The organism is Acidovorax cavernicola (genome assembly GCF_003581445.1).
Genome location: NZ_QXMN01000024.1, coordinates 1 through 13,203, shown reverse-complemented (window position 1 = coordinate 13,203; position 13,203 = coordinate 1). Strand labels below are relative to the sequence as shown.

Annotated in this window: 10 protein-coding genes and 1 pseudogene; 9 read left to right on the top strand and 2 right to left on the bottom strand. The window is 64.4% G+C overall.

What is annotated here, in order from left to right; translation table 11 throughout:
- The first annotated feature begins 57 nt into the window (after positions 1-57).
- The 9 genes and pseudogenes from asd to D3H34_RS18635 all read left to right on the top strand — a co-directional run bounded on the left by asd (position 58) and on the right by D3H34_RS18635 (position 11,588).
- Positions 58-903, top strand: coding sequence for an archaetidylserine decarboxylase (gene asd, locus D3H34_RS18675; protein WP_119555686.1), 846 nt, complete (start codon positions 58-60; stop codon positions 901-903).
- A gap of 186 nt (positions 904-1,089) precedes the next feature.
- A pseudogene (locus tag D3H34_RS18670) lies at positions 1,090-1,392 on the top strand (winged helix-turn-helix transcriptional regulator); the annotation flags it as partial.
- Positions 1,393-1,608: 216 nt separating this feature from the next.
- Positions 1,609-1,959 carry an FKBP-type peptidyl-prolyl cis-trans isomerase gene (locus D3H34_RS18665; RefSeq protein WP_119555684.1) on the top strand — a complete coding sequence of 117 codons (351 nt, stop codon included), beginning with the start codon at positions 1,609-1,611 and terminating at the stop codon, positions 1,957-1,959.
- Positions 1,960-2,183: 224 nt separating this feature from the next.
- Entirely contained in the window at positions 2,184-2,756 is a 573-nt protein-coding gene (gene grpE / locus D3H34_RS18660) for a nucleotide exchange factor GrpE (RefSeq protein WP_119555682.1), read from the top strand.
- A gap of 120 nt (positions 2,757-2,876) precedes the next feature.
- Positions 2,877-4,817 carry a molecular chaperone DnaK gene (gene dnaK, locus D3H34_RS18655; protein WP_119555652.1) on the top strand — a complete coding sequence of 647 codons (1,941 nt, stop codon included), beginning with the start codon at positions 2,877-2,879 and terminating at the stop codon, positions 4,815-4,817.
- A gap of 100 nt (positions 4,818-4,917) precedes the next feature.
- Entirely contained in the window at positions 4,918-6,057 is a 1,140-nt protein-coding gene (gene dnaJ / locus D3H34_RS18650) for a molecular chaperone DnaJ (RefSeq protein ID WP_119555650.1), read from the top strand.
- A 665-nt stretch (positions 6,058-6,722) separates the two neighbouring features.
- Positions 6,723-8,645, top strand: a complete 1,923-nt coding sequence (locus D3H34_RS18645) for a PrkA family serine protein kinase (protein ID WP_119555648.1) — start codon at positions 6,723-6,725, stop codon at positions 8,643-8,645.
- Between the two features lie 76 nt (positions 8,646-8,721).
- A complete protein-coding gene (locus D3H34_RS18640; protein WP_119555646.1) occupies positions 8,722-10,017 on the top strand; it encodes a YeaH/YhbH family protein in 1,296 nt (431 codons plus the stop codon).
- Positions 10,014-11,588: a SpoVR family protein gene (locus D3H34_RS18635; protein ID WP_205736756.1), complete on the top strand. Its 1,575-nt coding sequence runs from the start codon at positions 10,014-10,016 to the stop codon at positions 11,586-11,588. Before D3H34_RS18640 ends, D3H34_RS18635 begins: the two co-directional genes overlap by 4 nt.
- A 10-nt stretch (positions 11,589-11,598) precedes the next feature.
- Here D3H34_RS18635 and aroQ read toward each other — a convergent pair whose 3' ends face one another.
- Positions 11,599-12,039, bottom strand: coding sequence for a type II 3-dehydroquinate dehydratase (aroQ, locus tag D3H34_RS18630; RefSeq protein WP_099796126.1), 441 nt, complete (start codon positions 12,037-12,039; stop codon positions 11,599-11,601).
- Positions 12,040-12,083: 44 nt separating this feature from the next.
- A complete protein-coding gene (locus D3H34_RS18625; protein ID WP_119555644.1) occupies positions 12,084-13,079 on the bottom strand; it encodes a LysR family transcriptional regulator in 996 nt (331 codons plus the stop codon).
- Positions 13,080-13,203: the final 124 nt, after the last annotated feature.

Genomic DNA, 13,203 nt, shown 5'->3' with positions numbered 1-13,203 from the left:
CCAGAGAAGCGCTTTATAGAATGCCCGTCCGATTTCGCATTCCAGGCCTTCCACAACGTGTCCGATCGCTCCGCAGTTCTGCCCCAATACCTGTTCCCCAAGCAGGCCCTGACCAATTTCGCCGGCTGGGTCGCAGGCAAGGAACGAGGCGCGGTCACCACCTGGATCATTCGCCGCTTCGTTGCCAAGTACAACGTCGACATGGGCGAGGCGCTCGAGTCCGACATCCATCACTACAAGAGCTTCAACCAGTTCTTCACGCGCGCCCTCAAGCCCGGCGCGCGGCCGATCGCACAGGCCGACCTGATCTGCCCCGTCGACGGCGCCATCAGCCAGTTCGGTGCCATCGAGGGCGATCAGATCTTCCAGGCCAAGGGCCACAACTACACGACCACCGCGCTGGTCGGCGGTGATGCGGCGCTGGCCGCCAGGTTCGCGCACGGCAGCTTCGCCACGCTGTACCTGAGCCCCAAGGACTACCACCGCATCCACATGCCCTGCGACGGGCGGCTGGTGCGCATGATCCACGTGCCCGGCGACCTGTTCTCGGTCAACCCGACCACCGCGCGCGGCGTGCCCGGCCTGTTCGCACGCAACGAACGCGTCGTGTGCGTCTTCGAATCGGCCAACGGCCCCTTCGTGCTCGTGCTGGTGGGCGCCACCATCGTCGGCAGCATGGCCACTGTGTGGCACGGCGTGGTCAACCCGCCGCGCGTGGGCGAACTGCGCGAGTGGCACTACAACGACCAGCAGATCGACATCAAGAAGGGCGACGAGATGGGCCGGTTCTTGCTCGGCTCCACCGTCGTCATGCTGTTCCCGGCGCCCGCGCTGACCTTCAACCCGGACTGGTCGCCCACCCGCGCGATCCGCCTGGGCGAAGCCATGGCCAACTACGCCTGATTTGTGAAGCTTTGTCTCGAAACCCGCATGTTGCATGCCTGTAAAGCTATAAAACTAGTAGCATCCTGATCCTTTGCGCTACAGTCGTCGGCCAGCAAGACGGTCCCTGACCAATCACAAACAAGAGTGCGCCGCCCCGGCCTGCCCCCAGCCGACGGTCCGCCCAGCTTCGAGGAGATGATGTCGATGAGTACCAAGGAAAACGCAGCCATCAGCCAGTTGCTCGCCCTGCTCGAAGCCCGCTATGCGCTGCGTGTGCTGTGGGCCCTGCGCGACGGCCACGCCCAGACCTTCCGCCTGCTGCAGGACAGCGTCGGCGGCATCACTCCCAACACCCTCAACACCCGCATCAAGGAACTGCGCGAAGCCGGCGTCGTGAGCCACGGCAGCGACGGCTACTGCCTCACGCTGAGCGGACAGGACCTGCTCAAGCGCCTGTCCGACCTGCAGGCCTTCGCCGCCAAATGGCAGCTGGGGCAGAGCAAGAAGGCCGCGGGGCCGGTGGCTGCCGCGACCCCGGCAGCGCCTGCAGAAACGGCCTCGCCGTCGCCCGCAACACCGGCGCCTTCCGCGCCTGACCCATCGCCTCCTCCGCCCGCCCCCACCGGCACCGACAACCAGGGCTGAGGCGGGGCCCGTCCGGGCCTCGGTAAACTCCGCGCCTCCGATTCCTCTCCCATTTCATCGACGCAAGGAGCGTTTCCCATGCCCACCACCCCCTCCGGCCTGCAATACGAAGACACCGAAGTCGGCAACGGCGCCGAAGCCAAGGCCGGCCACCACGTGCATGTGCACTACACCGGTTGGCTCTACAACGACGGCGTGCAAGGCGCCAAGTTCGACTCCAGCCGCGACCGCAACGACCCATTCGCGTTCTCGCTGGGCGCCGGCCAGGTCATCAAGGGCTGGGACGAAGGCGTTGCCGGCATGAAGATCGGCGGCAAGCGCACGCTGATCATCCCCGCCTCGCTGGGCTACGGTGCCCGCGGCGCCGGCGGCGTGATTCCCCCGAACGCCACCCTGAAGTTCGACGTCGAGCTCCTCGACGCGCACTGAGGCTCGCCCCCAGGCTGCGCGGCACTTCGTGTCCGCTGCGCCTACCCCCTACCGGGGGCGACACCTGAGGCCCGGCGAAGCCGGTTCCTCGGTGTCTCTCGCCAAAACCACTTCGCGACCCGTATTGCGGCCCTTTTGGCCGCATTTTTACGCTTGAAAAGCCCTAGAGCAGCCCCAAGTGGCTGGCTGTGTTTGTTTTCCGGCGCACGCCGGTTCTTTGAAAAATGTCTGACCCGCAACAATCCGCACAGAATTCTCAAATGCTGCAAGGCGAGCCCAGTCCCGAAGAACTGGAGGCCGCGCAAGCCGCCAACGAAGCCGAAGCGCTCGACGCGCTGGCCGTGGCACAAGGCGAGCTGGCTGCCCTTCAGACCAAGAACGCCGAACTGGCCGACCAGTACCTGCGCGCCCAGGCCGACGTGCAGAACGCCCGCCGCCGCGCCGACGAAGAAATCACCAAGGCCCGCAAGTTCGCGGTCGAAGCCTTTGCCGAGAGCCTGCTGCCGGTGACCGACAGCCTCGAAGCCGGCCTGGCCGTCAAGGACGCCACGCCCGAACAGATCCGCGAAGGCGCCGAAGCCACGCTGCGCCAACTCAAGAGCGCGCTCGAACGCAACAAGGTGATCGAAGTGGCCCCCGCCGCCGGCGAGAAGTTCGACCCGCACCTGCACCAGGCCATCTCGATGGTGCCTGCCGACCAGGACGCCAACACCGTGGTGAGCGTGCTGCAGAAGGGCTACACGATCAACGAGCGCGTGCTGCGCCCGGCACTGGTCACCGTCGCCGCGCCCAAGTAAGCCGGCGAGCCTCAGGCACCCACAAGATTCCCACAGGAAATCCCCGCGTCGTCCCTTGAATCACGCCGGGTTATCCACAAGTTCATAACAACATTTTTTCCGAATTTCAGGAGTAAGAACATGGCAAAGATCATCGGCATCGACCTCGGCACCACCAACTCGTGCGTGTCGATCATGGAAGGCAACACCACGCGTGTGATCGAGAACTCGGAAGGTGCGCGCACCACGCCGTCGATCGTCGCGTACCAGGAGGACGGTGAAGTCCTGGTCGGAGCCTCGGCCAAGCGCCAGGCCGTCACCAACCCCAAGAACACGCTGTACGCGATCAAGCGCCTGATCGGTCGCAAGTTCGAGGAAAAGGAAGTCCAGAAGGACATCGACCTGATGCCCTACACCATCGCCAAGGCCGACAACGGCGACGCATGGGTGGAAGTGCGCGGCAAGAAGATGGCCCCGCAGCAGGTCAGCGCCGACATCCTGCGCAAGATGAAGAAGACCGCCGAAGACTACCTCGGCGAAACCATCACCGAAGCCGTGATCACGGTGCCGGCCTACTTCAACGATGCACAGCGCCAGGCAACGAAAGACGCCGGCCGCATCGCGGGCCTGGACGTCAAGCGCATCATCAACGAACCCACCGCTGCAGCCCTGGCCTTCGGCCTGGACAAGCAGGACAAGGCCGACCGCAAGATCGCCGTGTATGACCTGGGCGGCGGCACCTTCGACGTGTCGATCATCGAAATCGCGGACGTCGACGGCGAGAAGCAGTTCGAAGTGCTGTCGACCAACGGCGACACCTTCCTGGGCGGCGAAGACTTCGACCAGCGCGTCATCGACTACATCATTGCCGAGTTCAAGAAGGAACAGGGCGTCGACCTGAGCAAGGACGTGCTCGCCCTGCAGCGCCTGAAGGAAGCCGCAGAAAAGGCCAAGATCGAGCTGTCGAACAGCGCGCAGACCGACATCAACCTGCCCTACATCACGGCCGATGCCTCGGGTCCGAAGCACCTGAACATCAAGCTCACCCGCGCCAAGCTGGAAAGCCTGGTCGACGAGCTGGTCGAGCGCACCATCGCGCCTTGCCGCCTGGCCATCAAGGACGCCGGCATCAGCGTGAGCGACATCAACGACGTGATCCTGGTCGGCGGCATGACCCGCATGCCCAAGGTGCAGGAAAAGGTGAAGGCCTTCTTCGGCAAGGAGCCGCGCAAGGACGTGAACCCCGACGAAGCCGTGGCTGTCGGCGCCGCCATCCAGGGCCAGGTGCTCTCGGGCGACCGCAAGGACGTGCTGCTGCTCGACGTGACCCCGCTGTCGCTGGGCATCGAGACCATGGGTGGCGTGATGACCAAGATGATCACGAAGAACACCACGATCCCGACGAAGTTCGCGCAGACCTTCTCGACCGCCGAAGACAACCAGCCGGCCGTGACGATCAAGGTGTTCCAGGGCGAGCGTGAAATCGCCTCGGGCAACAAGGCGCTCGGCGAGTTCAACCTCGAGGGCATTCCGCCGGCATCGCGCGGCACGCCGCAGATCGAGGTGAGCTTCGACATCGACGCCAACGGCATCCTGCACGTCGGCGCGAAGGACAAGGGCACCGGCAAGGAAAACAAGATCACCATCAAGGCGAACTCGGGCCTCTCCGAGGACGAGATCCAGAAGATGGTGAAGGACGCCGAGCTCAACGCCGAAGACGACAAGAAGAAGCTCGAACTCGTTCAGGCACGCAACCAGGGCGAAGCCATGGTGCACAGCGTGAAGAAGTCGCTCGGCGAGCACGGGGCCAGCCTCGAAGCCGCCGAGAAGGACGCGATCGAAGCCGCGATCAAGGACCTGGAAGAAACCCTCAAGGGTGAAGACAAGGCCGCGATCGAGGAAAAGACCAACACGCTCATGACCGCAAGCCAGAAGCTCGGCGAGAAGATGTATGCCGAATCGCAGGCCGCCGCGGCCAGCGCCTCGGCAGCCAGCGGCCCGGCAGGCGCGGAAGCTGCTGCGCATGCCCAGGCTGACGACAACGTGGTCGACGCCGAAGTCAAGGAAGTGAAGAAGGGCTGATCCCCTGCCCTTCATGCAAGGCTGGAACACCTGAACAGGTGCTCCAGCCTTTCTCGCTTCCAGTTCCCCGAGTTCCCGCCGCCTGACCGAATCTGCATCCATGGCCACCAAACGCGACTACTACGAAACCCTCGGCGTTCCCAAGAACGCGAGCGAGGATGAAATCAAGAAGGCTTATCGCAAGCTCGCGATGAAGCACCACCCCGACCGCAACCACGGCGACACCGCGAAGGACGCCGAGGCCAAGTTCAAGGAGGTGAAGGAGGCCTACGAGATGCTGTCGGACGGCCAGAAGCGCGCAGCCTACGACCAGTACGGCCATGCGGGCGTCGACCCCAACATGCGCGGCGGTCCGGGCGCGGAAGGCTTCGGCGGCTTCGCGGAAGCCTTCGGCGACATCTTCGGCGACGTGTTCGGCGGTGGTGGCCGTGGCCGCACCAGCAGCGGGCGCCAGGTGTTCCGCGGCAGCGACCTCAGCTATGCGATGGAAGTCACGCTCGAGGAAGCCGCCGAAGGCAAGGACGCCCAGATACGCATCCCGAGCTGGGACGACTGCGGCACCTGCAAGGGCTCCGGCGCCAAGCCCGGCACCAAGCCCATCACCTGCACCACCTGCCACGGCGCCGGCGCCGTGCAGATGCGCCAGGGCTTCTTCAGCGTGCAGCAGACCTGCCCGACCTGCCACGGCAGCGGCAAGATCGTTCCCGACCCGTGCACCGTGTGCCACGGCCAGGGCAAGATCAAGAACAACAAGACCCTCGAGGTCAAGATTCCGGCCGGCATCGACGACGGCATGCGCATCCGCAGCACCGGCAACGGCGAACCCGGCACCAACGGCGGGCCGCCCGGCGACCTGTACATCGAGATCCGCCTCAAGAAGCACGACCTGTTCGAGCGCGACGGCGACGACCTGCACTGCGTGGTGCCCGTGAGCATCACCACGGCAGCACTCGGCGGCGAGATCAACGTGCCGACGCTCAAGGGCGCGGCCGCCATCGACATCCCCGACGGCACCCAGAGCGGCAAGCAGTTCCGCCTGCGCGGCAAGGGCATCAAGGGCGTGCGTTCGAGCTACCCGGGCGACCTGTACTGCCACGTGCGCGTGGAAACGCCCGTGAAGCTCACCGAGCACCAGCGCAAGCTGCTCAAGGAACTCGACGAATCGCTCAAGAAGGGTGGCGAGAAACACAGCCCGACCGACAAGGGCTGGTTCGACAAGGCCAAGGAGTTCTTCAGCTGACGCTTTGCTTCAGCTGATGTCGATGCGCTGACGGCCTTCGTCAGCGCCGGGCCGACGCCCTGTCGGCCCGATGCGTGCCCTCTTCTGGCCGCTGCCGCCCCTCGGCGGCGCGCCCGGCACGCGAACGGTGCGCCCCGCACCGTTGCGGAACGCCACCGACCGGCGCCCGCGTTGTCTTCCCACGTTGGCATGCGCCGGCCACTCGCCACGGAAGTGGCGCGGGGATTGCTTTAATGTTTTTTTGGATATGCAATAAACCAAACGACAGGTCGTGCGTTATTGCTGAAAGGCATCCGCTTTATTGAACCCGGGTTCAATTAGGAAACTTGTTCGCCACAGAATTTCAATGAGGACGATAGCCATTCGGCATAGTCATTTCATCCGGGGACAATTACGCGAGCGCGAGCTTTTCAATTTAACAGAAACAGCCAAATCAGTTCTTCATTTTTCGAGGAACTTTACTCGCCAGAGGGGTTCAGAATAAATAAAACATTTGCCGGGTTCATTCTTTGCTTTATGCTGATTGAACCGATTGTGTAGATTGTGTGTAAGGGAGTTTTCCACGGCATACGGCCATGGGCGGGGCCCTCTTCCAGGAGGGCGACGCAGTCTCTGGCTGTAGGCATCGGGGCCAAAAGCCCTGCCGACCTGAAGGAGGCGCGACCATGGACGTGATCAGCAACTTTGCAGCCCGCTACGAACGCACCCGCGAGGAAGTTCTCTCGCTGCAGGAATATCTGGATATCTGCAAACGCGATCCCACCGCATATGCGACGGCCTCCGAACGAATGCTGCAGGCCATTGGCGAGCCGGAACTGGTAGATACCCGCAATGACCCGCGACTTTCGCGCATCTTCGCGAACAAAGTCATCAAGATCTATCCGGCGTTCAAGGAGTTCTATGGCATGGAAGATGCCATCGAGCAGGTGGTGTCCTATTTCCGCCACGCCGCGCAGGGACTGGAAGAAAAGAAGCAAATCCTTTACCTGCTGGGGCCCGTCGGTGGCGGCAAGAGCTCGATCGCCGAGCGCCTGAAGCAGCTCATGGAGCGCGTGCCCTTCTACGCGATCCAGGGCTCCCCGGTGAACGAATCGCCCCTGGGGCTGTTCGACACCGTCGAGGACGGCGAGATCCTCGAGAAAGAGTACGGCATCCCCACCCGCTACCTGAACCGCATCCTGTCACCCTGGGCCGTGAAGCGGCTCGAGGAGTACGGCGGCGACATCCGCCAGTTCAAGGTGGTCAAGCGCTACCCCTCGGTGCTGCGCCAGATCGCGGTGGCCAAGACCGAGCCGGGCGACGAGAACAACCAGGACATCTCGTCTCTCGTCGGCAAGGTCGACATCCGCAAGCTGGAAACCTACGCCCAGGACGACCCGGACGCCTACGCCTACTCCGGCGGCCTGTGCCTCGCGAACCAGGGCCTGCTCGAGTTCGTGGAAATGTTCAAGGCGCCCATCAAGGTGCTGCACCCGCTGCTCACGGCCACGCAGGAGAGCAACTTCAAGGGCACCGAAGGCTTCGGCGCCATCCCCTTCGACGGCATCGTGCTGGCGCACAGCAACGAGAGCGAGTGGAAGGCCTTCCGCAACAACAAGAACAACGAGGCTTTCCTCGACCGGATCTACATCGTCAAGGTGCCGTACTGCCTGCGCGCCTCCGAAGAAATCAAGATCTACGAGAAGCTGGTGCGCAACTCCTCGCTGGCCAAGGCACCCTGCGCCCCCGGCACCTTGCGCATGATGGCGCAGCTGTCGGTGCTCACGCGCCTGAAGGAACCCGAGAACTCCAGCACCTTCAGCAAGATGCAGGTGTACGACGGCGAGAACCTGAAGGACACCGACCCCAAGGCCAAGTCGATCCAGGAGTACCGCGACTACGCGGGCGTCGACGAAGGCATGAGCGGCGTCTCGACGCGCTTCGCCTTCAAGATCATCTCGAAGGTGTTCAACTTCGACAGCTCCGAGGTGGCCGCCAACCCGGTGCACCTGATGTATGTGCTCGAACAGCAGATCGAGCGCGAGCAGTTTCCGCCGGAGACCGAGCAGAAGTACATCAGCTACATCAAGGAGCTGCTGGCGCCGCGCTATGCCGAGTTCATCGGCAAGGAGATCCAGACCGCGTACCTGGAAAGCTACAGCGAGTACGGCCAGAACATCTTCGACCGCTACGTGACCTACGCCGACTACTGGATCCAGGACCAGGAGTTCCGCGATGTCGACACCGGCGAGGTCTTCGACCGCGCGGCGCTCAACGCCGAACTGGAGAAGATCGAGCGGCCCGCCGGCATCGGCAACCCGAAGGACTTCCGCAACGAGATCGTCAACTTCGTGCTGCGCGCGCGGGCCGGCAACAACGGCCGCAATCCGGCGTGGACCAGCTACGAGAAGCTGCGCTCGGTGATCGAGAAGAAGATGTTCTCCAACACCGAAGAGCTGCTGCCGGTGATCAGCTTCAACACCAAGAGCAGCGCCGACGAGCAGAAGAAGCACGAAGACTTCGTGACCCGCATGGTCGAGAAGGGCTACACGGCCAAGCAGGTCCGGCTTCTGTGCGAGTGGTACCTGAGAGTTCGCAAGAGCTCATAGCGCATAGCGGAAGCAACGGGCGCGCCCGCCCCACCGGACGGCCGCCCACGGTTTTGCAAGGAGCTTTGAAAACATCGTGGCCATCCTGCAGCAGATCATCGATCGTCGGCTTTCGGGCAAGAACAAGTCCATCGGCAACCGCGAGCGCTTCCTTCGGCGCTACAAGGGGCAGATCCAGGAGGCGGTGCGGCGCGCGGTCAGCGGGCGCAACATCCGCGAGCTGGAGCAAGGCGAAGACGTGACCCTGCCGCGCCACGATGTTTCCGAACCCGTGTTCGGCCACGCCCGCGGCGGCGACCGCGAGTACGTGCACCCGGGCAACCAGGAGTATCTGAAGGGCGACCGCATCGCGCGTCCCGAGGGCCAGGGCGGCGGCGGCTCTGGCAGCGGCGACGCCAGCGACAGCGGCGAAGGCGAGGACGACTTCGTCTTCCGTCTCACGCGCGAGGAGTTCATGCGCGTCTTCTTCGACGACCTCGCACTGCCCCACCTCATCCGCACCCAAATTGCCGAAGTGCCCGAATGGAAGAGCCACCGCGCCGGCTTCACCAGCGACGGCTCGCCCAACAACCTGCACGTGGTGCGTTCGATGCGCGGTGCACTCGCACGACGCATCGCGCTCGGCGGCGAACCGCGCAAGGAACTCAAGCGCCTCGAGGCCCACCTGGAACTCCTGAAGCGCCACCCGCAGGCCGCGACACTGGCCCTCGTCAAGAACGAGATCAAGGAAACCGAGGAACGCATCGAGGAACTGCGCCGCACCATGCGGCACGTGCCTTACATCGACCCGATCGACCTGCGCTACCGCAACCGCGTGAAGACGCCCGTGCCCAGCGCCAAGGCCGTGATGTTCTGCCTCATGGACGTGTCGGGCTCGATGGACGAGGCGCGCAAGGACATGGCCAAGCGTTTCTTCATGCTGCTGTACCTGTTCCTCACGCGGCACTACGAGCGCATCGACCTCGTGTTCCTGCGCCATCACACGCAGGCACAGGAAGTGACCGAGGAAGAGTTCTTCCACGCCACCGAGACCGGCGGCACCGTGGTGTCCAGCGCGCTGGTTCTGATGGACGAGATCATCAAGGCCCGCTACGCCAGCGGCGAATGGAACGTGTACGGCGCCCAGGCCAGTGACGGCGACAACTGGCACCAGGACAGCGGGCGCTGCCGCGAACTGCTGGTCGACAACATCCTGCCGGTGGTGCGCTACTACGCCTACGTGCAGGTCGCCGAGACCGAGCAGAACCTGTGGCAGGAGTACCAGCAGCTCGAAGGCGTCGCGCCCAACTTCGCGATGCGCAAGGTATCGGACGCGCAGGACATCTACCCGGTGTTCCGCGACCTGTTCAAGAAGGAAGGGGTGCCCGCATGACCACCACCGAACGCCCTCCTGCTGCGCCTGTATTGCCACGCAGCACCGACCTTCCCACCTCGCGCCTCGAACGCCTGCCCAGCCCGTCCGACTGGACCTTCGAGCTGATCGAGACCTACCACACCGAGATCGCCAAGACCGCGAAGAGCTTCGGCCTGGACACCTACCCGAACCAGCTCGAGGTGATCACCGCCGAGCAGATGATGGACGCCTACGCCAGCGTGGGCATGCCCATGATCTATCGCCACTGGTCGTACGGCAAACAGTTCATCGCGACCGAGAAGAACTACAAGCGCGGCCACATGGGGCTGGCCTACGAGATCGTCATCAACTCCGATCCGTGCATTGCCTACCTCATGGAAGAAAACACCATGGCCATGCAGGCCCTGGTGATCGCCCACGCGGCCTACGGCCACAACAGCTTCTTCAAGGGCAACTACCTGTTCCGCATGTGGACCGATGCGTCGTCGATCATCGACTACCTCGTCTACGCGCGGCACTACATCGCCGAGTGCGAGGAACGCCACGGCCTCGACGCCGTGGAAGAGCTGCTCGACTCCTGCCACGCGCTGATGAACTACGGCGTCGACCGCTACCGCCGGCCGCAGAAGCGCTCGCTGGCACAGGAGAGCGCGCAGCGCGCCGAACGCGAGCGTCACATGCAGCAGCAGGTGAACGACCTCTGGCGCACGCTGCCGCGCAAGAGCGAGCAGGCGACCGAATCGGAAGCCGCGCGCCGCTTCCCGTCGGAGCCGCAGGAGAACCTGCTGTACTTCATCGAGAAGAACGCCGCGCTGCTCGAACCGTGGCAGCGCGAGGTGGTGCGCATCGTGCGCAAGATCGCGCAGTACTTCTACCCGCAGCGCCAGACCCAGGTCATGAACGAAGGCTGGGCCACCTTCTGGCACTACACGCTGCTCAACACCATGTACGACCGCGGCCAGCTGGACGACGGCTTCATGATGGAATGGCTCAGCTCGCACACCAGCGTGGTATTCCAGCCGCCCGTGGGCCACCGTGCCTACAGCGGCATCAACCCCTACGCGCTGGGCTTCAAGATGATGACCGACCTGCGTCGCATCTGCGAGAAGCCCACCGAGGAAGACCGCCGCTGGTTCCCCGACTTCGCCGGCACCGACTGGGTGAAGACGCTCGACTACGCGATGCGCAACTTCAAGGACGAGAGCTTCGTCGGCCAGTTCCTCAGCCCGAAGACGATGCGCGATTTCCGCCTGTTCTCGATCCGCGACTACCAGAGCGAGTCGGAACTCGAGGTGTCGGCCATCCACGACGACAGCGGTTATCAGGCGCTGCGCGAATCGCTGTCACGCCAGTACGACATCGGCAACCGCGAGCCCGACATCCAGGTCTGGAACGTCGCCACGCGCGGGGACCGTTCGCTCACCTTGCGCCACACGCAGCGCAACAACCTGCCGCTGAACGACAACGCCGAAGAGGTGCTGAAGCACGTCGCGCGGCTCTGGGGCTTCGACGTGCACCTGGAGAGCATCGACAGCGGAGGCCGCGTCAGCCGCAGCTGGAAAGCTGCAGCCCCGAAGCAGAACTACTGAAAGAGAAGAGTCAGGGCACCAGCGCGGCGATGGCCAGCGTGTAGCCCTTCACCCCGAGCCCCACGATGATCCCGCGCGCCGCGGGCGAGATGTACGAGTGGTGGCGGAACTCTTCGCGTGCATGCACGTTCGAGATGTGCAGCTCGATCAGCGGCACGCTCGCGCCCTTGATGGCGTCGTGCAGCGCGATCGACGTGTGGGTGTAGGCGCCCGGGTTCATCACCACGCCCAGCATGTTGCCGGCCGCCACCTCGCGGCCCGCTTCCTGGACCCAGTCGATCAGCACGCCTTCGTGGTTCGACTGGCGGCATTCGATCTCCACGCCGAGCTTGGCGCCCGTGTCCTTGCACAGGCGTTCGACGTCGGCGAGCGTGTCGCGGCCGTACTGTTCGGGCTCGCGCGTGCCGAGCAGGTTGAGGTTGGGGCCGTTGAGGACGAGGATTTTCTTCATGATGGATCGGTGAAGGAGGCAGGTGGATGCCGGAAGAAAGCCGATTATGGGCGCGCGGTCGACCGGACTCGCCGCGTCGATGACACCGCCGCGGTCGTGCCCACGTAGTGGTTGTACGAGCCGATGTCCGCCACGCAGCGCGCCATCAGGTCGACGAACGCCCGCAGCTTCTGCCCCATGTAGCGCTGCCGCTGGTAGGCGCAGTACAGCCGCCGCGCTTCCGGCGGCCACTGCGGCAGCACCGGCACCAGCACGCCCTGCGCCACCTCGGGCCCTGCGAAGAACACCGGCAGCGGCGCAATGCCCAGGCCGTCGATGCAGAAGGTCTTCATCACCCAGTGGTCGTTGGTCTCGAAGGCCGGCTCCGCGCGCACCACGTGACGCCCCGAGGCCTGCTGCGACACCAGCCGCAACGGCGACGGTGGCCCCGAGGGCTCCCGCATCGCGATCATCCGGTGCTGCGCCAGCGCCTCGGGCGTCTGCGGCGTGCCGTGGCGCGCCAGGTACTGCGGGCTGGCGTACAGGCCGTAGGCCAGCCGGCCCAGCAGCTTGGCCACCAGGTCGGGCATGTCGGGCGGTGCGGAGCCGACATAGCAGTCCACCTCGCCGATCTGCGGCGAATGCGCGCCGTTCGCCACGTCGAGCTGGCAGCGCACGTTCGGGTGCGATTCGAGAAAGATCCGCACCACATGGCAGACGAAGGAGGTGCTGAACTGCGTGTCCGACAGCAGCGTGAGCCGCCCCGACACCCCGCCCGTGATCTCCTGCACCTCGGTGCGCGCCGTCTCCAGCCGGCCGCTCACCTCACCGAGCAGCCCCTCGCAGCGTGCGAAGAACGCACGCCCGGCCTCGGTGGGCGCGATGCGGCGCGAGCTGCGCAGCAGCAACTGGGCGCCCAGCAGTTCCTCCAGACGCGTGAGCTGCCGGCTGAGCGTGGCCTTCGACACGCCCGACAGGCTCTCGGCCTTGGTGAGGCTGCCGCTCTTCATCACGAGCACGAAGGCCTCGACCAGCGCGAGGTCGATGCGCCCCGTGGTCATGCGTGCCACCGCTGCGGTGTTCGTCGTTGCAGGAATGAAAAGGAGCGTCTTGGCATGGGGCTTTCATCGGTACGGCGGACACGCTACGGTAGGCACCGCCGAAAGGGCATGGTCGATGCTATGC

What these genes read in the sequence shown, in the direction of transcription:
- D3H34_RS18665 (WP_119555684.1), top strand. Translation starts at nt 1,609, where the DNA reads ATGCCCACCACCCCCTCCGGCCTGCAATACGAAGACACCGAAGTCGGC.
- grpE (WP_119555682.1), top strand. Translation starts at nt 2,184, where the DNA reads ATGTCTGACCCGCAACAATCCGCACAGAATTCTCAAATGCTGCAAGGC.
- dnaK (WP_119555652.1), top strand. Translation starts at nt 2,877, where the DNA reads ATGGCAAAGATCATCGGCATCGACCTCGGCACCACCAACTCGTGCGTG.
- dnaJ (WP_119555650.1), top strand. Translation starts at nt 4,918, where the DNA reads ATGGCCACCAAACGCGACTACTACGAAACCCTCGGCGTTCCCAAGAAC.
- D3H34_RS18645 (WP_119555648.1), top strand. Translation starts at nt 6,723, where the DNA reads ATGGACGTGATCAGCAACTTTGCAGCCCGCTACGAACGCACCCGCGAG.
- D3H34_RS18635 (WP_205736756.1), top strand. Translation starts at nt 10,014, where the DNA reads ATGACCACCACCGAACGCCCTCCTGCTGCGCCTGTATTGCCACGCAGC.
- aroQ (WP_099796126.1), bottom strand. Translation starts at nt 12,039, where the DNA reads ATGAAGAAAATCCTCGTCCTCAACGGCCCCAACCTCAACCTGCTCGGC.
- D3H34_RS18625 (WP_119555644.1), bottom strand. Translation starts at nt 13,079, where the DNA reads ATGACCACGGGGCGCATCGACCTCGCGCTGGTCGAGGCCTTCGTGCTC.